This is a genomic window from Pseudomonas sp. (assembly GCF_028293835.1).
Classification (GTDB): Bacteria; Pseudomonadota; Gammaproteobacteria; order Pseudomonadales; family Pseudomonadaceae; genus Aquipseudomonas.
The window spans coordinates 1-20,446 of record NZ_JAQGNX010000014.1 but is presented as its reverse complement, the minus strand read 5'-3'; the positions used below and the strand labels follow the sequence as shown (position 1 = coordinate 20,446).

Sequence of the window (20,446 nt, the reverse complement as noted above, 5' to 3'; positions counted from 1 at the left end):
AACCACTGTTCCAACATTTGTACAAATCGTTGCGCAATTCGATCATGCAGCAAGTGGCGATCCAGCGGAGCAATGGCCAACTTGGCGACAGTATAGGGCAATTGAGGACGGCCCGAGGCGGCTGCTTCAGTACTTTGAGCAGTTTGTTGCTCTCGGTGTGCGGTCATGCTTAAACCGCTCACTCGATAAACTTCAAGGGCTCGAATCAGCCGCTGGGGATCATTAGGATGAATCCGCGCCGCTGAAACCGGATCAATTTCTGCCAATTGATCGTGCAGGTCTTGCCAGCCGAGGGCTGCGGCTTCGGCCTCCAGGTGTGCGCGAACAGTTGCATCCGCTGGCGGCATGTCCGCCAAACCGTCCTGCAACGCCTTGAAATACAACATGGTGCCGCCCACCAGCAGCGGAATTTTGCCCCGCGAGGTGATTTCGGCCATGGCCGCCAGTGCATCGCTGCGAAAAGCAGCGGCGGAATAGCTTTGCGCGGGATCGAGAATATCGATCAACCGGTGCGGAAACTCCGCCAACTGCTCTTTGGAGGGCTTGGCTGTACCGATGTCCATGCCGCGATACACCAGCGCCGAGTCAACGCTGATCAGTTCGCACGGCAGCGCTTTGGTCAATTCCATGGCCAGGTCGGTCTTGCCCGCAGCGGTAGGCCCCATGAGGAAGATGGCCGGAGGCAGAGTGTCCATCAGCGACCGCGCAGGAAAAGTTTGTCCAGATCATCCAGACCCATCTGGGTCCAGGTGGGACGACCGTGGTTGCACTGGCCGCTGCGCTCAGTGTTTTCCATATCCCGCAGCAAACCGTTCATTTCCGGCAAGGCCAGACGCCGATTCGCACGCACCGCGCCGTGGCAGGCCATGGTGCCGAGTAATTCATTGAGGTGCGCCTGAATACGGTCACTGGTGCCGTACTCCATCAGATCGGCCAACACGTCATGCACCAGCCGATTGGCTTCGGCCTGTTTGAGCAGCGCGGGAATCTGCCGAATCGCCAGGGTTTCCGGCCCTAATCGCTGCAACTCGAAGCCCAGACGCTGGAACCAGTCCATGTGCTCTTCGGCGCAGTCAGCCTCCCGCTGGCTCACGGCGATGGACTCTGGGACCAGCAACGGCTGTCCGCTCAGCCCTTCGCTGGCCATAGCGATCTTCAAGCGCTCGTACATGATTCGCTCGTGGGCCGCGTGCATGTCCACCAGCACCAGGCCGTGGGCGTTTTCAGCGAGGATATAAATGCCCTTGAGCTGCGCCAAGGCGTAACCCAGCGGCGGAATATCGTCTTGCGAGTCCGGCAATGGCGCCGAGCCCGCACCCGCGCCCGGCAGCGGCGCAAAAAATTCACGATAAGCGTTTTGCGCTTCGGCGGCGGGCAATACAGCCCCCGCACGAGGCGGCGAATACTGATATTGATAACCCGCCCCCGAGCCAGTGCCGGCAGGCCTTGCGTACGGTTCAGCCTGGGGTTGTTCCAGCAGATTGTTCGCCAGGCGCATTTCGCCCTGAGGGCCAAATTCCCCCGCGTCCGGGCCAGTAGGACGCACGATTGCTGTCACCGGCGCCGCGCCATTCAGGTGATCTTCGGGCCGCACATCGCCAAGGGCGCGGTGCAAGGTGCCGTACAGGAAATCGTGAACCATGCGGCCGTCACGGAAGCGCACTTCGTGCTTGGTCGGGTGCACGTTAACGTCTACGACGGCAGGGTCCACCTCGAAAAACAGTACAAATGTCGGGTGACGGCCGTTGAACAACACGTCGCGGTACGCCTGGCGGACCGCGTGCGCCACCAGTTTGTCGCGCACGGCACGGCCGTTGACGTAGAAGTACTGCAGGTCTGCCTGACTGCGCGAGAACGTCGGCAATCCGACCCAGCCCCATAAATGCAGGCCATTGCGTTCAACCTCTATGGGCAGCGCTTGTTCCAGAAAGCCCGGTCCACAAATCGCCGCTACCCGCCGGGCACGCGCATTGTCGTCGTTCGCTTCGTGGAGGCTGAGAATGGTTTTGCCGTTGTGCCGCAGGTGAAAGGCAACGTCGAAACGCGCCAACGCCATGCGTTTGATCACCTCTTGCAGATGATCGAATTCGGTTTTTTCCGCTTTGAGAAACTTGCGGCGCGCGGGAGTATTGAAGAACAGGTCGCGGACTTCCACTGAAGTCCCTACCGGGTGCGCTGCGGGCTGCACCCGGGAGGCCATGTCCCGGCCTTCGGTTTCAACTTGCCACGCTTGATCGGCGTCTTTGGTACGCGAAGTCAGGGTCAAGCGCGCCACGGAACTGATGGACGCCAGCGCCTCGCCGCGAAATCCAAGGCTCATGACCCGTTCCAGGTCTTCCAACTCACGAATCTTGCTGGTGGCGTGGCGCGCCAACGCCAACGGCAAGTCGTCGGAGGAAATTCCGCCGCCGTCATCGCGCACTCGCAGCAACTTGATGCCCGCCTGCTCGACATCAATGTCGATACGCCTGGCGCCGGAGTCGAGGCTGTTTTCCAGCAATTCCTTGATCACCGATGCCGGACGCTCGACGACTTCGCCAGCCGCAATCTGGTTGGCCAACCGCGGACTGAGCAGTTCGATCCGAGCGCTACCACTGACTAACAATTGCGTCATGGCTGAGCAACCAACGCAGTGTTCGGGATGTTCAAGCGCTGACCAATCAGCAACTCATCGGATTTGAGGTCGTTAGCGTTGCGCAGACTGCCGACAGTTACCTGATAACGCACCGCGATCATTGCCAGGGTTTCACCCGACTGGACCGTGTGATCACGCGGCCCCTGGACAATTTTGCCGTTGTCGCGCAGCCAGGCTATGTAGGTGCCTTGGGGCGGGTTTTGCTGGAAGAACTGCTTCACGCCAGCACTGATCGAGCGAGCCAATGCCTGTTGATGCGGCGCACCTGTGAGCTTCGCGGCTTCAGCGGCGTTAGAGATAAAGCCGGTTTCCACCAGAATCGACGGGATATCCGGCGATTTGAGCACCATGAACCCCGCCTGTTCCACCCGCGACTTATGCAGCGATGTAACGTGGCCAATGTTGCTCAGTACTTTCTGCCCGACGTTGAGACTGGAAGACAGCGAAGCGGTCATGGACAAGTCCAACAGCACCCCGGCCAACATCTTGTCCTTATCGTCGAGACTGACTGCGCCGGCACCGCCGATCAAGTCAGAGCGGTTTTCACTGTCCGCCAACCAACGCGCAGTCTCCGACGTGGCACCGCGCTCAGACAAGGCGAATACCGAAGCACCAAAGGCGGCGGAAGAAGGCGCGGCGTCGGCGTGGATAGAAACGAACAGGTCAGCGCCTTTCTTGCGGGCAATCTCGGTGCGCTTACGCAGCGGAATGAAGTAGTCGCCGGTACGGGTCAGTTCGGCACGGTAGCCTTTTTCCGCGTTGATTTGACGCTGTAATTCCTTGGCGATGGACAGCACGATGTCTTTCTCTTTCTGACCGCGTGCGCCGCCTGCGCCTGGATCTTCGCCGCCATGACCGGCGTCGATGGCAATCACGATGTCGCGCTTGCCATTGGGCACGGGCGTCAGTTTGATTTCGGGCTTGGCCGGACTGACCGGTACAGCAGGGGCGGTGTTGGCTGCAGTGTCCGGAATAGTTGGGCTTGGGTTGGCGTCAGCGGCGTCATCAAACAAATCGACAACCAGTCGATTACCGTACTGCTGGTTCGGCGCCAGCATGAAGCTTTTAGGCGTCACCGCTTTTTTCAGGTCGATGACCACGCGCAGGTCAGTGGGTGTGCGTTGTGCCGAGCGCATGCTGGTGATGGGCGTATTGGCCGTCGACAATTTCAGCGGAGCGGCCATGGTTGCGCCATTGATGTCGATGACCAAACGATCCGGCGATGTAAGGGTAAACACGCTGTGCTGTACAGGGCCCGAAAGATCGAAAACCAGTCGCGTATTATCCGGCGCACGCCAGAGGCGAACACTTCGCACCTGAGAGGCCGCTAAAGCATCGACAGCCAGTGCCGTCAGCAGCAGACCTACAACAGTAACCAGCGCGCGCATGCGCATACCTAACCCCATCATTTATTGAAATTCCAAAGCCAAAACGGCACACCAGGTATCACCACGGGAGCTTTCTGACTGCAAAGTCAGCGCTCGACCCTCTGCATGCGGCCCAATGGTAATGGTCAGGTCGGGCTTTGGCAAAAAACCTGCACCTTTTTGGGGCCATTCGATCAGGCAAAGCGCCCCGCCATCGAAATAATCCCGGAATCCCATGTACTCTAGCTCTTCGGGATCAACCAGCCTATACAGATCAAAGTGATAGGCGCGAATCTTACCGATCTCGTAAGGTTCGACCAAGGTGAACGTCGGGCTTTTTACCGCTCCCACGTGACCGAAGCCCCGAATAATGCCGCGTGACAGGGTGGTCTTGCCCGCGCCCAGATCCCCCTCCAGAAAGATCACCCCCAGTCCGGCTGTGACCTGTGCAATACGCGAACCGAAGCTCATCATGGCGTCTTCATTGGCCATATGCAGCGTTAGTTCAGACACGGTGAATGCTCCTCCAATAACTGACGAATGGCTGGAATCAAATCGGTGGCGGCCATGCCCCGGCCCTTTGTGCCTGCATGTTCACCCGCGCGGGCATGCAACCAGACCGCCAGGCACGCGGCTTCGAAAGCAGGCAGCTTCTGCGCCATCAATGCGCCGATCACACCCGCTAATACATCGCCTAAACCAGCGGTGGCCATGGCAGGGTGACCGTGATCACACAAGGCCAGGCGCCCATCAACATCAGCGATCAAACTGCCCGAACCTTTGAGCACCACGACCGTTTTATATTTTTGCGCCAGTGCGTGCGCTGCGGCCGGCCGATCTGCCTGGACTTCCTTGGTGCTGATGCCCAGCAAACGCGCTGCTTCGCCGGGATGTGGGGTGATCACGCTATCTGGCGGCAACGTCACCCAACCCTGGGACAATTGATTCAAGGCGTCGGCATCCCATACTTGAGGGCGCGGCGCATTGGCGGCCGCCGATAACAATGCTCGGCCCCAGGCCTTCTGCCCAAGACCCGGCCCGACTACCAACACCGCCGAAGGCTCAATCAGCGCACCCAGCTGATTGGAAGAGTCGATGCCTGCACACATCACTTCCGGTAGCCGGCTCAGGGCAGCAGGTACATGTTCTTGGCGAGTCGCCAGGGTCACCATGCCTGCGCCACTGCGCAATGCACATTCGGACGACAACAGAATGGCTCCGCCAAAGCCGTGATCACCGCCAATAAGCAGCACTCGACCAAACATGCCCTTGTTGGCGGTCGCGGGACGAGGCGCCAGGCGTGGCGCGTTGAATCCATCCAGTCGCCGAGCGCTGACCGGGATTTGCTCGACAATGGCCGGGTCTGCTTGCAGGTCATCGAACACCAGCGCGCCCACCGCATCTGCGGCATCGCCGGTCAGCAAGCCCAGCTTCAGACCGATAAAGGTCACGGTAAGCTGGGCCTGCACCACGACACCCAGTGTGGCGCCGGTGTCTGCGGACAAACCGGACGGAATATCCACCGCCACCACGGGCAGGCCGCTGGCATTAATAGCGTTGATCGCGCCAAGGTAAGGCTCACGCACGTCGCCGCTCAGGCCAGTGCCGAGCAATGCGTCCAGGACGATGCCGCTCAATGCCTGATCTGCGGACCAGCGGTGGATACCGACGCCTTCGCTCACGGCGTCAGCATGGGCGTGGGCAGCGTCACCGGACAATCGCGACGGATCAACCACCGCAAGCACCTGCACTTTCCACCCTGCACGCTTGGCCAGCGCAGCCACTAAATAACCGTCACCGGCGTTGTTGCCGTGACCGGCCATTACCGTTAATTCATGGGCATCGGGCCAGCGCAGGCGCAGCGCGCGCCATGTGGCATTGGCGGCCCGCCGCATCAATTCCAGGCCCGTCGTGCCCGCGGCAATTAGCCGGGCATCGAGGTCGCGCACCTGTGCAGCGTTGTACAGTGCGTCGGGTAATTGCTGTTTAGTGAGTTGCATGCGTTATCGGGCTCCGATGTCTGGCAGAATTATACGCACCTCAGCCCCGGTTTCTCTCTTCGCATGCCCGTTATTACTGCCGATCAGCCAATTACTGCCGACCTGGCCGCCCTCGCCCAATCGATCAAGGACTGGGGTCGCGAGCTGGGCTTCCAACAAGTCGGGATTACTGACCTGGATTTGGGCGAACATGAGCAGCATTTACAGCGCTGGCTGGATGCCGGGTATCACGGTGCGATGGACTATATGGCAGCCCACGGCAGCAAACGTTCGCACCCGGAGGAGTTAGTGCCCGGTACGTTGCGCGTGGTGTCGCTGCGCATGGATTATCTGCCAGGCGACACCGAAATGGTTCAGCGTTTGGCCGATTCGGAAAAGGCCTACGTCTCGCGGTACGCATTGGGCCGCGATTACCACAAGCTGATTCGCAAGCGCGTTCAGCAATTGGCTGAGCGCATCCAGCAAGTCATCGGCCCGTTTGGTTATAGGGCGTTCGTCGACAGCGCACCGGTTCTTGAGAAAGCCATTGCGGAAAAAGCCGGGTTGGGCTGGATTGGTAAAAATACGCTGGTGCTTAACCGCAAAGCCGGGAGCTACTTCTTCCTCAGTGAATTGTTCGTCGATCTGGCGTTGCCGGTAGATCCGCCCCACGCCAGTGAACATTGTGGAACGTGCACGGCGTGCATGGACATTTGCCCAACGGCAGCCTTTGTCGGCCCTTACCAACTGGACGCCCGACGGTGTATTTCCTACCTGACCATCGAGCTTAAAACAGCGATTCCTGAAGAACTGCGTCCAATGATTGGTAACCGCGTGTTTGGTTGCGATGACTGTCAGATCGTCTGCCCGTGGAACCGCTTCGCCCGCCCCACCGGCCAAGGGGATTTTCAGCCACGGCACAACCTCGACAATGCCGGGCTCGCTGAGTTGTTTTTATGGGATGAAGACACGTTCCTGAGCAATACCGAAGGTTCGCCCTTACGCCGCGCAGGGTATGAACGCTGGTTGCGCAACTTGGCGGTCGGACTGGGTAACGCGCCGTCGACCATTCCGGTGCTGGAAGCCCTGGAAGCAAGGCGCGGATACCCCTCGGAGTTGGTCAAAGAACACGTCGAATGGGCGTTGCGGCAGCATGGGCGGTGATATTCGACCCTCTGTATGAGCCAACTTGTTGGCGAGACAATGCGTCTGACACATTCCAGGCCGTCTCGCCAACAAGTTGGCTCCTACAAATTGAGGGATGGCATCCGTTATTCCGGCATGTCGCGATAAACGAACTTGGGCATTTCCCAGCAGAACCGGATCGCCAGTAGCCTGAACAGCAAACCGCCCGACAGGGTGATCAGAATCGCTTGTTCGCTGGGCAGTCCCATGTAATGACAGAGTAAAAAGCACCACGCCGCGGCAAAGGAAACACTGGCATACAGTTCGCGCCGGAATACCAAGGGGATGTCGTTACAGAAGATGTCCCGCAGAATCCCGCCAAATACCCCCGTGATGACCCCGCAGACCGAGGCCACCATCAAGCCGTTGCCGGTTTCCAGGGCGGTGGTGCAGCCGATCAGAGTAAATGCGACCAGACCCAAAGCATCGAGCACCAGGAACAATGAGCGCAGATGACGCATCAACGGTGCGATAAAGATCGTCACCAAGGCCGCAACGCTGGTAAGAATCAGGTATTCCGGGTGTTTGACCCAAGTCAGCGGGTAATTACCCAGCAGTACGTCGCGAACGGAACCGCCACCCAACGCCGTGACGCAGGCAATCAGCACCACGCCAAACCAGTCCATGCCGCGCCGTCCCGCAGATAAGGCGCCGGTCATAGCCTCGGCAGTAATCGCGACTAAATAAAGCATCAGCAACATGGCGGCATCCCTGCGATTAAGGCGCGCAGTCTAAACAGTCAATTTTAAGCTGCCCCTGCAGGACCGAAATTTGGCCTGTACAGGCCGCGTGCATCGTTCCGGTATGAATGCCGATTACACCTTAATAAAGTGTTCACGGTAATAGCGCAGTTCGCCGATGGACTCGCGGATATCGTCCAGCGCCAGGTGGGTGCCGCCTTTTGCGTACTTTAATGTCGGCGCCCAACGTGCAGCCAGCTCTTTAAGGGTGGAGACATCAAGGTTGCGATAGTGGAAATAATTTTCCAGCAGCGGCATGTGACGGTACAGGAAGCGACGATCCTGGCAGATGCTGTTGCCGCAGATCGGCGAGCTACGCTCTGGCACCCATTGCTGAATGAACGCCAGGGTTTGCGCTTCGGCTTCGCCAGCGCTGATGCGGCTGTCACGGACCCGTTGAACCAGGCCAGAACCGCCGTGCTGACGGGTATTCCACTCGTCCATGGCGGCCAATGTTTCATCGCTTTGATGCACAGCAATCACCGGACCTTCCGCCAACGTGTTCAGTTCGCTATCGGTAATGATGGTCGCCATTTCAATAATGACGTCGGTGTCGGGGTCAAGACCGGTCATTTCCAGGTCTATCCAAATCAGATTTTGCTTGTTCTGCATGTCAGCGCTCCTCAACTTAGGCGCGCAGTTTAGCCTAGCCGAGCGTGCTAGACTCCTTCGCGTTTACCTAATCAGCTGCTTTATCAAATCGGAACACCCATGGCCAAACGCCAACTCAACCGTCGCCAAAACTGGCGCATCGAAAAGATTCAGGGCGAGCGCGCTGCGCGTGCTGCCAAACGTGAATCGGCAACCCTTGAAACCCTTGAGGGCGGCGACCTCGGCCCCGAGCAAACAGGGCTGGTGATCGCGCACTTCGGCGTACAGGTCGAAGTCGAAGCACAGGAAGGCGAAGAATCCGGTCAGGTGTTCCGTTGCCACTTGCGCGCCAACCTCCCCGCATTGGTTACCGGTGATCGGGTTGTCTGGCGTGCCGGCAATCAGGGAATCGGTGTCATCGTTGCACAATTGCCACGTACCACTGAGCTTTGCCGCCCAGACAGCCGCGGCCAATTGAAGCCCGTGGCGGCCAACGTCGACATGATCGTGATCGTTTTTGCACCACTGCCTGAACCCCACGCCAACCTGATCGACCGTTATCTGGTGGCGGCGGAGCACGCGGGCATTCGGCCTTTGTTGCTGCTGAACAAGGCCGACCTGATTGACGATCAAAACGCCCCTGCGCTGAATGCGTTACTGGCTGTGTATCGGCAGTTGGGTTATCCGTTGCTGGAAGTGTCTGCACACCATGGCGACGGCATGCAACAGCTGCAAACTCAGCTGGACGGGCGTATCAGTGTGTTTGTGGGTCAGTCTGGCGTCGGTAAGTCATCGCTGGTGAACAGCTTGCTGCCAGAAGTCGAAGCGCGCGTAGGTCCGCTGTCGGAACAGTCCGGCCAAGGCACCCACACCACGACCACCGCTCGCCTGTTCCACTTTCCTGGCGGTGGCGATCTGGTCGATTCCCCGGGTATTCGCGAGTTCGGTCTTGGCCACGTCAGCCGTGCGGATGTGGAAGCCGGTTTCATCGAATTCAATAACTTGATTGGCACCTGCAGGTTCCGCGATTGCAAACATGACCGCGAACCCGGCTGCGCGCTGCTTAAAGCCCTTGAAGAAGGCCGCGTACAGCAGCAACGGATGAACAGCTACCGCTCGATCATCGCCAGCTTGCCGGAAACCAGTTACTGATTAAACGAAAGCCACCCCTCTGTAGGCCAGACAGACATACCGTAAGGTGTGTCTCGCCAACAATTGGCTCCTACAGAGAGCACCGCCACAAACTACTCCTTGGTCTCGTCCAGCTTCAGCGTGCCGTCTTCAAAAATATTCAATTTTTGCCGAAGCTCATGGGCTTGTACCGGAGCTTTCGGATCGACTGGCGCATTTGATGCGCCAGGTACGCCCGGCGCAGCGTCAGGCCCTGGCGGTGGCCCTGGCGGTGGCCCTGACGTAGGGTCTGCAGGCGCTGTATTGCCGGGCGCCGGAGACATCGTACCCTCGATGCGCTGCTGCGCTTTTTTGGTCAGCACGACGATGTCGATACGGCGGTTGACTGGGCTTTGTGGATGCTCCTTGTCATATAAAGAGGACGAGGCGTATCCCACCACCCTGGCCACTTGCAGCTCAGGGTAACCACCCGCAACCAGCGCTCTGCGTGCGGCATTGGCCCGGTTTGCCGACAACTCCCAGTTGCCAAACTCACCCGTACTGGCATAAGGCGTGGCATCGGTATGGCCGCTGATGCTGACCTTGTTGGGCACCGACTTGATGGTATCTGCCATGGCCAGCAGGATATCTTCGAAATACGGCTTCAAGCGGGCGCTACCAATGTCGAACATGGGCCGGTTTTCAGCATCCATGATTTGGATACGCAACCCGTCTTGAATGATATCGAGCTGGATCTGGTCTTTGAATTTTTGCAGCTGCGGGTTTTCTTCGACCTTGGTTTTCAACTCTTGCAACAGCATGTCCAGACGCTCTTGCTCGACCTGCTCCGCCAGGGTTTCGGCCTGCTCGCTTTCGATCTTGATCTTGTCTGGCTGCGGCTCGGACTTGACCTCGGGGTTCAAGGTTTTATCAGGGGCCAGCGCTGGCGAACCACCCAAATCGATAACGTAGGGCGTGCCACTTTCGGTGAACCCGATGGGGTCCTTGAAGTAACCGGCAATCTGGATTTTCTGCTGTGGCGTTGCAGACGACATTAGCCATAGCACTAGAAAGAACGCCATCATCGCTGTCGCAAAGTCAGCGAAGGCAATTTTCCAGGCGCCACCGTGATGCCCGGCGGCGTAGCGCTTGACGCGCTTGACGATTATCGGCTGATTATTTTCCATGACTCAGCGCCCGCGAACGGCTTGTTCAAGCTCGCTGAAGCTAGGGCGGTGCTTGGGATACAAGACCTTGCGACCGAATTCCACTGCCAACGAAGGCGGCATGCCGGAAGCCGACGCCACCAAGGAAGCCTTGATGGACTCGAACACGTTGAGCTCTTCCTTGGCGTCATGGGCCAGGGATGTCGCCAGCGGACCAAAGAAACCGTAAGCAGCCAGAATACCGAAGAACGTACCGACCAGCGCTGCACCTACGTGCAAGCCGATGGACGCTTGGTCGCCATCACTCAGCGAAGCCATGGTCACAACGATACCGAGTACCGCAGCGACGATACCAAAGCCGGGCATGGCGTCGGCGATGCCGGTTACCGCATGTGAAGGATGCTCCAACTCCTCCTTCATGCTTTGCAGTTCCATGTCGAACAAGCCTTCAAGCTCATGGGGCGCCATGTTGCCTGACGACATGATCCGCAAGTAATCGCAGATGTAGGCTGTCATACGGTCGTCTTTGAGCACAGCAGGGTACTTGGCAAAAATCGGGCTGGCCGACGCGTCTTCGATATCCCCTTCAATCGCCATCATGCCTTCACGGCGGCTTTTGTTGAGAATCTCATAGACCAGGCCAAGAATTTCCAGATAAAAAGTATGGCTGAAGCGCGAACCGAACATCTTCAGCGACTTTTTGATCACATGCAGGGTCATATACCCTGGGTTGGCTTGAAGGAACGCACCAAAGGCCGCTCCGCCGATGATCAAGACCTCAAAAGGCTGGATCAGCGCTGCAATTTTTCCGTGTGACATGACGTATCCGCCGAGAACGCTCGCGAAAACGACAATGATGCCGATAATTTTAGCCATATAGAGAGAGTTCTTACTGAGTCGGTTTCGGGGTCATGTGCGGAAGTTGTTGAAACTCTTCCTCTACTTATCGGCATAAGTGCGCCAGACTATAGTCAGTTAAGGCGAAAAGCCAGTTCGGCCCGTAGAGCCGGGCGTTTGACGCTGCGCCGCCGTGAAACTGACACCCGCAAATTGCCCTAATAATTTGTCGTACAGGCTACCTGCATGTCACAAGAATCGTCAGCACCGCTAACTGCCCCGCGCACCCTTGATGCCTGGCTTAAACGGCTGGACGGCATTCGCCTGCCCGTGCCCGTCGCCAGCCATGACCGCGTATTGGATGCGTTGGGCGATAGTCGTCGTTCATTGCGCGACATCGCCGAACTGATGCAGGAAAGCCCTGCACTGGTACTGTGCGTCTTGCGTGAAGCGAACCATCACAGCAACGGCGTGACTGAGCCTGCTGAAAGCCTGGAGGTCGCGATTAATCGCTTGGGCCTCAAGCGCACCGAAGAATTACTGCAACGGCTGCCGGCCTTGGAATGGGATGAAATTCCGACGACGCTGCGTCAGTTGCAAATGATCAGCCAACATGCAACCCAGCAGGCCAACGGATTGTTCTCCAGCAGACTGGCACGACTGTGGCAAGACATCCATTGGGGCAGCTTGCTGTTCTTGTCGCCGCTGTGGCCGATGGCGATCGCGTACCCCAAGCTGCTTGAAAGCTGGGAACTGCGGGTCATCCATAAGGGCGAGTCAGCGCAGGCGGTCGAGCAGGAGTTATTCGGCGTCAGCCTGCTTAAGCTATGTTTGGCATTGGCCGAACTCTGGCGCCTGCCGATGTGGGTCACCCAGGGTTACCATTCGCTGATCGATGAGCGTCGGCTGCTGGTCAAAGTGTTACGCATCGCTCGCGACCATCTGCATCCATTGCATCAACGGCAGATGCTCGATGCAGAGCCGTCGTTGCGCCGCTGGTTTAATCAGCCCGCCATGACCATCCTGCTGGCCAACGGTATCGCGCTGTCGGCACAACAAGCCTGGGACAGCTCGCACAGTCAACGCTGGCAATTGCTGACTAGCCTGTACTTGCAAACTCCACTGGCCGAGTTACAACAGCACATCCATCAACACGCAGCGCAGAGCGCTCGCAACCACTGGGCGCCTGGTGTTTGGCACCCGGCCGAAGCACTTATCTGGCCGCGGAATACCCGACGAATTCATCGCGGCCTGCTGCCCGCCTCGCCTCCGTCTGCTGAAGCGCTGACCGCATGGCGCAAGTACTGTGCAGAGTTACTGATCGAGCCAAGTCGCTTCAACAACGCCATGCATCTGACGACGTTTGCCCGGGACGCTTTGGTGGCATGCGGTATGCAGCGCGTTATGCTGTTGATGACCGACCGCAACATGACGATCCTGCGCGTGCATCAAATTGCCGGACTGGATAAAGAAGCGGCCAACCTGACCCTGAACATTGCCGGCAGCACCGTATTGCAGCGATTGCTTGCGCAGCCAACCCAACTGCGTTTGACACCCGCCAACACCGCGCAGTTTTCGGCGTTGTTGCCCGGTCAGTTGAAAGCCCTGTTCACGGGCGAGCATTTGCTATTGCGCTCGCTTAGCAGCAACGATCGCGTCGTGATGCTGGTGTTCGCAGATCAGGGCGGCGGGCCGTTCTCAGAGATCAGCGTGCAGGCGTTCGGTAAAACGGCGCAGTGCATCGAACGCGCACTCGGCAGCTTTAGCAACCGCAACGTCTGACTGGTACAATTCGCCTCTTTTTTTCTGGAGACCTCACATGTCTGAATTCTCTAGCTTGCCGCTGGTGATCGAGCCCGCCGACCTGCTGGCGCGTCTTGAAGCGCCGCAATTGATCATCGTCGACCTCACCAGCAGCGCAAGTTACGGCGCCGGGCATATTCCAGGCGCGCGTTTTGTTGACCCGAAACGCACCCAGTCAGGCCAGGCGCCAGCGCCAGGTTTGCTGCCCACCCAGGCTCAACTGGAAGTGCTGTTCGGTGAACTTGGGCATAACCCGAACGCGGTCTACGTGGTCTATGACGACGAAGGCGGCGGCTGGGCCGGGCGCTTCATCTGGTTGCTGGACGTGATCGGTCATTCCCGGTATCACTACCTTGATGGCGGTTTGCTCGCTTGGCGCAGTGAAGAGCTACCCTTGTCCACTGTCGCACCGGCAAATGTCGGCGGCCCGGTGCCGTTAACGTTGCACAGCGAACCTACGGCAACCCGCGAATATTTGCAGAGTCGCCTAGGCGCCGACGACCTGGCAATTTGGGATGCACGTGGGCCTACGGAATATTCCGGCGAAAAAGTGCTCGCAGCTAAAGCAGGTCATGTCCCGGGCGCCGTGAACTTTGAATGGACTGCCGGTATGGACCCGACGCGCAACTTGCGTATTCGCAAGGACATGCCGCAGATACTTGAACAACTGGGTATCACCCCGGACAAAGAAGTTATCACCCACTGCCAGACCCACCACCGCTCAGGCTTCACCTATCTGGTGGCTAAATCGCTGGGTTATCCACGGGTAAAAGGTTACGCCGGCTCGTGGGGCGAATGGGGCAATCACCCCGATACGCCGGTGGAAAAATAAGACACGCTACCCAGTGTGGCTATCTATCTAGAACACGTTAGGAAACTTGATGAAACAGCGTTTGTTTATTTTCAGCCAATACTTGTTGCCGCACCACTTGCTGTCTCGCCTGGCGGGCTGTATCGCAGAATGCCGGGTGCGCTGGTTCAAGAATGCTTTCACCGCCTGGTTCGCTCGACGTTATCAAGTCGACATGTCACAAGCGCTGGTTGAAGATTTGACTGCTTACAACCATTTCAATGATTTCTTCACTCGCGCGCTGAAACCCGGTGCGCGGCCACTGGACCTGACACCAGGGGCGATCCTCAGCCCTGCCGACGGCGCCATTAGCCAGCTGGGCCCGATTGACCACGGGCGAATTTTTCAGGCCAAGGGTCACAGCTTTAGCGTGCTCGAATTGCTCGGCGGCGATGCGAACCTGTCTGCACCCTTCATGGGCGGCGACTTTGCAACGGTTTACCTGTCACCAAAGGACTATCACCGGGTACACATGCCGCTGGCTGGCACACTGCGTGAAATGGTCTATGTGCCTGGACGAATCTTCTCGGTCAACCAGACAACGGCCGAAAATGTCCCTGAGCTGTTTGCTCGCAACGAACGCGTTGTCTGCGTGTTCGACACCGATTGCGGCCCGATGGCGGTGGTATTGGTCGGCGCCATGATCGTTGCTTCAATCGAAACGGTATGGGCAGGCTTGGTAACGCCACCCAAACGCGAGCTGAAAACCGTGCGTTACGACGAAGCGGCGCGCGCGCCTATCTATCTGGAAAAAGGCGCTGAGCTTGGACGCTTCAAACTGGGGTCAACCGCAATCGTTTTGTTTGGGCCGAACCAGGTGAAGTGGACAGAACAGCTGGGAGCACTCGGTCCTGTACAGATGGGCCAGGCCCTAGGCCAGGCAGCAAGGGTGTGACGTCAAGTCACACCCTACGGCAGCACCGCCCTCGATAAGCTGACGGCTACCAGCGTCAGCCATCGTGGGATTCGATTATAGAAGGCTGTAAGCGCAAGCTGTTGCTGCTAGAGTCGGCGCCAGGACCTGGCTTTGTTTGAAGTCGAGCCATTGCAAGATTGGAGTTTTTCGGGCACATGAGTAATTCAAGCCTCCATCTGTTGTTGCGCGTCCCCACGCCTACGCAGTCGAGCCTGTCGTTCTGCGAAGCTACGCCGCGCGACCTGAAACGCTGGATTTCCGTATTGCCCAAAGCCAACCTCGGCGAAACTGCCCGACTGCTTTACAAGGCGCTCGGAGAGCTGAATCAACTCCTGACGCCCAGTGAAAATCGCCTGCAGATGCTCGAACTGCTGCGCACCGAGGTGTATTACGTCTGCAAAAACCTTGAGCGGCATTTTCTAAGTCAAGCCATCGTGCTCGATGAGCGTCCGCGCAAAGTGGCCAACCTGTGCCAGGCGCTACAGAGTCATTTGGCCGTGGGCTACAAGCAAATCATTATTCGTATTGCCCCACGCTTTACCAAAGATCGCACCACACTGCTGACCACCGCCTTACAACGTGCATTGCATTGCCTCAATGGTCCGCTTATCCGTGCGAGCCAGCTGTATTGCCCGGTGCCAGAAGGCTCGTGGCTAGAGCTGCATCAGATTTACCTTATTGCCCGCCAGCATCAATTGCACAACATTGCCGTACCTGACAGCCTCGCCAACCACACCCGCACCCTGAGCGTCGAACAGACCTACGTGGTGGCGGTGTTGCTGGGTTGTTCGCGTTGCAATCAAATGCGCCAGCTGAATATTGGTCGGTTGGCCGAAGTGCTTGAGCCGTGGAGCGCCCTGGTCAAACTGCAATCACCCGCCGAAGCCACAAGCTTATTTGCTGTCGCTCAATCGGTTGATGCACCGCCGCGCTATAAATCGTTGTATTTAGATGATCAATTACCAAGCCTGCTGGGCATCAACCCACTGCCGCTGGCAGCCGCCATCAAGGACTATCTGGATTTGCCCGTAGAAAAACGGGCCAAATCACCGCTGTTGGTGCCCCACGGTTTCACGCTGGACTTGTTGCAACACCTGGCAGCCGCCTGGGGTGATGTTTCGGAGCGCACCTTTCAGCGCACGGTGGGTCAAGGCCACCTGACGCTGTGCATCGGCATGAGCGCCCTGCACTATTATCTGGGCGGTCAAAAGTCGTTCAGTGAATTGCTTAAATTGCCTGCAGTCAGCAAAGCCGCGCAATTCAGCGCTCAATTTTCGAACAGCCCTGCGAGCGAAGCCTGGACTATAGCGTTCGACAATTCCCCTAACTCCGCAGCTCATTCCTACGAAGAGATTCAGTACGAGCACGTTGAAGTGGACGGCGGCGAGTCGGCGACGAACACGCAACAGACATTTCCCATCTATGCACTGAACGTCATCAATCACAGCCCTGGCGGTTATTGCCTGGCGTGGCCAAAAGAGGTGCCCAGTCAATTGCAGGCCGGGGAAATGGTCGGCATTCAAGACGGTAACGGCCAAGGCTGGAGCATCGCGGTAGTGCGCTGGATTCGCCAGGTACGCAGCGGCGGCACGCAAATGGGCATTGAGTTGGTCGCCCCTTTTGCCCAGCCCTGCGGCTTGCAATTGACCCGTAACACCGACCCGGCCAGTCCCTACTTGCGTGCGTTGTTATTGCCGGAAGTGCGCTCTATCGACCAACCTGCGACATTGTTGGCGCCACGCTTGCCGTTCCAGGAAGGGCAGAACGTGCTGATCAACAACAGCGGCGAAGAACACCGCGCCGACCTGGGCAAGCGCCGCGCTGGCACCGGCAGCTTCAATCAGTTTGAATATAAAACCATCGAAGCCCCGCGCAAACCGGAACCCACAGGGACCGGACACGAAGAAGAATTCGATTCGTTGTGGACGTTGTTGTAGGCCAGACGCCTCGCTGTCGCGCAGCTCCTACAGATTATTTTCAAGTCAATAAGTTATGCGTTGTTTGATAAGAGCCAACGTGTTGGCGAGAGGCCGGTCGCGGTGTATCAGGTACAACGCATCGCCAACAGGTGGTCTTCTACAGGTCCAGCCGCCCCTATCAGCTTCGCCCATCCCGGTCGCGGAAGCCGAGCAGATAAAGGATGCCGTCCAGCCCCAGCGTCGAGATCGCCTGTTTGGCCGATTGCTTTACCAGCGGCTTAGCCCTGAATGCGACCCCGAGGCCCGCAATTGCCAGCATCGGCAGGTCGTTGGCACCATCGCCGACGGCAATCGTCTGCTCCAGGCTCAGACCTTCTTTATGCGCCAATTCACGCAGTAAATCAGCCTTGCGCTGAGCATCGACGATGGGCTCGATGGCAACGCCAGTGACCTTTCCATCAACGACTTCCAATTCATTGGCGAAGACATAGTCGATGCCTAGCCTGGCTTGCAGTTGCTTGGCGAAATAGGTGAAGCCACCCGACAGGATTGCCGTTTTGTAGCCCAGACGCTTGAGCTCCGCGAACAACGTTTCTGCGCCTTCGGTCAGGCGCAACGAGGCGCCGATTTCGTCCAGCACGCTGACGTCCAGGCCTTTGAGCAACGCCAGACGCTCTTTGAAGCTGGCACGAAAATCCAATTCCCCGCGCATGGCGCGCTCGGTGATTTCCGAGACCAACTCACCGATACCCGCCGCCTTGGCCAACTCGTCGATGACCTCGGCCTCGATCAGCGTCGAGTCCATATCAAATACCGCCAGACGCCGATTACGCCGGAACAACGAGTCCTGCTGGAAGGCGATATCGACGTTGAGTTCTTGCGCCACGCTGAGAAATTCAGCCTGCATCGCTTTGGGATCGGCCGGTTCGCCGCGCACCGAGAACTCGATGCAGCCTTTGCCTTTATCAGCTGGCGTGTCCAGGGGCATACGCCCTGACAGACGATCAATCTGATCGATATTCAGGCCGTACTTGGCCGTGATGGAACTGACGCGCTGCAGTTGCTCGGCCGTGACCTTGCGTGTCAATAGCGTCACGATGTGCCGCGCTTTACCTTGGCCCTCGACCCATTGCTGATAATCCTGTTCGGACACCGGCGTGAAGCGCACCTGCTGGTCGAGCTTATAGGCTGTAAATAAAATATCTTTGAGCACCGACGAACCTTGCTCGGTCCCTGGGATCTCAACCAGGATGCCAAAAGACAAGGTGTCGTGAATCACCGCCTGACCAATATCAAGAATGTTCACGCCGCCCTGGGCGAGTACCCCAGTGATGGCAGCGGTGAGACCAGGACGGTCTTCACCGGTGATGTTTATCAGGACGATTTCGTGCAAGGCGCACCCCCGCAGTGGAAAAAAACCGCATTCTAACCATTTTCAGTGACCATCGGGCACAGCGAGCGCTTTGCCGCACATGGGTCGGTCGTTATACTGCGCGGCAACTTCACCAAAAGAGCCGTGCTCAGTGAACCGGCCCACGCCAGTTAAAACCGATAACTTCTTCCTGCTGATCTTTCGGGCATTGCGCCACCGCCGTGTGCCGCTTGCTTTGCGTATCGCCAGCCATAACGTAATCCTCGTCGCCGTGGCGCTGTTGATTTACGCCGGTGTCATGGGCTTGCAGTTCAAACAGGCCATGCACGAACAGGCGGACGCCCTGGGCCAGGCCCTGACGACGCAAACAGCCACGTCCGCCACTGAGCTACTGGTGTCCAACGACATCCTTAGCCTGAACGTGCTGCTGGGCAATCTGGTCAAGAATCCGCTGGTGGCTCATGCCGCCATCTACAGCGTGGACAACCGGATACTCGCCGAAGCCGGGCAACGCCCGAAAAACGGCTTGTTGGGCGAGGCTGAAGGCTTGTATGAGATCAAGATCACCTTCCAGGATGTGATGGCTGGGCACTTGCGCATCAGCCTGGACATGACTCAATTTCAGCAACCGATGACCATCAGCTTACAAAGCATGGCCATTCTCGGTGGGATTCTGCTGGCGTTGTCGCTGGCGTTGAGCTTACGTCTGGGTCGTTATATTTCAACGCCGCTGCTGCAATTGCGCGTGTGGCTACGAGATATCGACGAACATACGCCAGCCACCGAGCGTCAGGATGAAATTGGCGACCTTGCTCGCCAACTGCACGCATCATTTGCGCCTGAGCCACCAGAGCCTGCGCAGATACCTGAACCCGAACACCATGAAGACGAAAGTGACGATCTGTATTCGGAAACGGACGACGACACTGAGCCGATGTTCGCTGGCGATGACCTGCACGACAACGACTTTGACGAAGCGCCGAAACCTCGCCCACAGATCACGGCACAACGACGGGTTGTCGCTGAAGAAGATGAAGAGGATGAGGACGACCCGTTCGCTGATCTGCGCGACCACTCGACACCCGCGCCGATTATCCGGCCCATCCCCATAATGAAAGCACCGGCCGTGTCGGTTCCACAGCACAGCGCAGTCCTGGCGGTGCAACTCGGTGCTCAGGATCAATTGCGTCGTTTGCCCCGTGCCCGCCTGACTGATTTGCTGCAACGCTACCGCGACTGTATTGATCAGGCGGCCTCGCTTTACCAAAGTGAGCTGCACACACTGAATGACGGCAGTACATTGATGCTGTTTAACAGCCAGGACAGTGGTGACGACTACCTGACCAATGCCATCTGTTGCGGCGAACTGCTGCGGGCCCTGAGTCATGCATTGCAGATAGAAGTCGCTGACAGCGGCATTACCCTGCAATTGCAATTGGGCCTGACGCTGGGCAGCGGGCTATCTGGCCTCAGCCAGATCGACTTGCTGCTGACCGAAACGGCACAAAGCGCACTGGCCTTGTCGCAACACAGCCGTAATCTGCTGTTGGTAGAGCGCAAGATCAACGACGACCCGCTGATCCGCCAACGCGCCCGCATCCGCCCCATCGCCAGCCCGGAAGGCGCGTGCTGCGTCGAGCGCTTGATGGAGCCGTATCCATCAATGCTCGAACGCCAACTGTCACGTATGCACGAAAGCCGGCGTAAGGTTTAAGGTAAAGCCCGGCTGTAGGAGTGAACTTGTTGGCGAGCTTCTTATCCCTACACCCAACAAAAAGCCCGCATCGCTGCGGGCTTTTTTGTGGGTGGTGTCCCGTCCTGAATAAGGTTTACACCTTCTGACCTATCTTCAGGAGGACGTAATGGATTCAGGGAAAAGGCGCAGTCAGCGCGATTACACGCTCGCTTTTAAATTGGCGGTTGTTGATCAGGTTGAAAAAGGCGAGTTGAGTTATAAAGAAGCTCAACGGCGCTAT

Annotated in this window: 17 protein-coding genes; 7 read left to right on the top strand and 10 right to left on the bottom strand. The window is 57.9% G+C overall.

Going from position 1 to position 20,446, the window contains the following annotated elements; genetic code table 11:
* The 5 genes from miaA to JWR17_RS01710 form a co-directional block, all read right to left on the bottom strand.
* The coding region (miaA, locus tag JWR17_RS01730) for a tRNA (adenosine(37)-N6)-dimethylallyltransferase MiaA (RefSeq protein WP_299827697.1) at positions 1–695 on the bottom strand (695 nt) is incomplete at its 3' end.
* Positions 695–2,614: a DNA mismatch repair endonuclease MutL gene (mutL, locus tag JWR17_RS01725; protein ID WP_299827695.1), complete on the bottom strand. Its 1,920-nt coding sequence runs from the start codon at positions 2,612–2,614 to the stop codon at positions 695–697. The genes mutL and miaA, both read right to left, overlap by 1 nt.
* A complete protein-coding gene (locus tag JWR17_RS01720) occupies positions 2,611–4,029 on the bottom strand; it encodes an N-acetylmuramoyl-L-alanine amidase (protein ID WP_299827693.1) in 1,419 nt (472 codons plus the stop codon). The genes mutL and JWR17_RS01720 overlap by 4 nt, the downstream gene beginning before the upstream one ends.
* Before the next feature lie 15 nt (positions 4,030–4,044).
* Positions 4,045–4,515 (bottom strand): tRNA (adenosine(37)-N6)-threonylcarbamoyltransferase complex ATPase subunit type 1 TsaE, encoded by a 471-nt coding sequence (gene tsaE, locus JWR17_RS01715; RefSeq protein ID WP_299827691.1) that lies wholly within the window; start codon positions 4,513–4,515, stop codon positions 4,045–4,047.
* On the bottom strand, positions 4,503–6,002 hold the full coding sequence (locus JWR17_RS01710) for an NAD(P)H-hydrate dehydratase (RefSeq protein ID WP_299827689.1): 1,500 nt from the start codon (positions 6,000–6,002) through the stop codon (positions 4,503–4,505). The genes tsaE and JWR17_RS01710 overlap by 13 nt, the downstream gene beginning before the upstream one ends.
* A 63-nt stretch (positions 6,003–6,065) precedes the next feature.
* Here JWR17_RS01710 and queG point away from each other — a divergent pair, with 63 nt between their 5' ends.
* Complete coding sequence (gene queG / locus JWR17_RS01705) at positions 6,066–7,145, top strand: tRNA epoxyqueuosine(34) reductase QueG (RefSeq protein WP_299827687.1); 1,080 nt, start codon at positions 6,066–6,068, stop codon at positions 7,143–7,145.
* A gap of 107 nt (positions 7,146–7,252) precedes the next feature.
* Here the strand turns inward: queG and JWR17_RS01700 are convergent, their stop codons facing one another.
* Both JWR17_RS01700 and orn read right to left on the bottom strand, forming a co-directional pair.
* Entirely contained in the window at positions 7,253–7,867 is a 615-nt protein-coding gene (locus tag JWR17_RS01700; RefSeq protein WP_299827686.1) for a trimeric intracellular cation channel family protein, read from the bottom strand.
* A gap of 114 nt (positions 7,868–7,981) precedes the next feature.
* Complete coding sequence (orn, locus tag JWR17_RS01695) at positions 7,982–8,518, bottom strand: oligoribonuclease (RefSeq protein ID WP_299827684.1); 537 nt, start codon at positions 8,516–8,518, stop codon at positions 7,982–7,984.
* Between the two features lie 99 nt (positions 8,519–8,617).
* Here orn and rsgA point away from each other — a divergent pair, with 99 nt between their 5' ends.
* Entirely contained in the window at positions 8,618–9,649 is a 1,032-nt protein-coding gene (gene rsgA, locus JWR17_RS01690; protein WP_299827682.1) for a small ribosomal subunit biogenesis GTPase RsgA, read from the top strand.
* Positions 9,650–9,741: 92 nt separating this feature from the next.
* On the opposite strand, the gene motB is transcribed toward rsgA, so the two are convergent.
* Positions 9,742–10,794, bottom strand: a complete 1,053-nt coding sequence (motB, locus tag JWR17_RS01685) for a flagellar motor protein MotB (RefSeq protein ID WP_299827680.1) — start codon at positions 10,792–10,794, stop codon at positions 9,742–9,744.
* A 3-nt stretch (positions 10,795–10,797) separates the two neighbouring features.
* Positions 10,798–11,649 carry a flagellar motor stator protein MotA gene (motA, locus tag JWR17_RS01680; protein WP_299827678.1) on the bottom strand — a complete coding sequence of 284 codons (852 nt, stop codon included), beginning with the start codon at positions 11,647–11,649 and terminating at the stop codon, positions 10,798–10,800.
* A gap of 207 nt (positions 11,650–11,856) precedes the next feature.
* Here motA and JWR17_RS01675 point away from each other — a divergent pair, with 207 nt between their 5' ends.
* The 4 genes from JWR17_RS01675 to JWR17_RS01660 all read left to right on the top strand — a co-directional run bounded on the left by JWR17_RS01675 (position 11,857) and on the right by JWR17_RS01660 (position 17,116).
* Positions 11,857–13,392, top strand: a complete 1,536-nt coding sequence (locus JWR17_RS01675; protein WP_299827676.1) for an HDOD domain-containing protein — start codon at positions 11,857–11,859, stop codon at positions 13,390–13,392.
* Between the two features lie 37 nt (positions 13,393–13,429).
* On the top strand, positions 13,430–14,245 hold the full coding sequence (locus JWR17_RS01670; protein ID WP_299827674.1) for a rhodanese-like domain-containing protein: 816 nt from the start codon (positions 13,430–13,432) through the stop codon (positions 14,243–14,245).
* A gap of 49 nt (positions 14,246–14,294) precedes the next feature.
* Entirely contained in the window at positions 14,295–15,158 is an 864-nt protein-coding gene (gene asd, locus JWR17_RS01665; protein ID WP_299827672.1) for an archaetidylserine decarboxylase, read from the top strand.
* 176 nt (positions 15,159–15,334) lie between these two features.
* A complete protein-coding gene (locus tag JWR17_RS01660) occupies positions 15,335–17,116 on the top strand; it encodes a molecular chaperone (protein ID WP_299827670.1) in 1,782 nt (593 codons plus the stop codon).
* A 160-nt stretch (positions 17,117–17,276) separates the two neighbouring features.
* Here the strand turns inward: JWR17_RS01660 and serB are convergent, their stop codons facing one another.
* Complete coding sequence (gene serB, locus JWR17_RS01655; protein ID WP_299827668.1) at positions 17,277–18,491, bottom strand: phosphoserine phosphatase SerB; 1,215 nt, start codon at positions 18,489–18,491, stop codon at positions 17,277–17,279.
* Between the two features lie 130 nt (positions 18,492–18,621).
* Between serB and JWR17_RS01650 the strand changes: the two genes are divergently transcribed.
* Complete coding sequence (locus tag JWR17_RS01650) at positions 18,622–20,184, top strand: AhpA/YtjB family protein (protein ID WP_299827666.1); 1,563 nt, start codon at positions 18,622–18,624, stop codon at positions 20,182–20,184.
* The last annotated feature ends 262 nt before the right edge of the window (positions 20,185–20,446 follow it).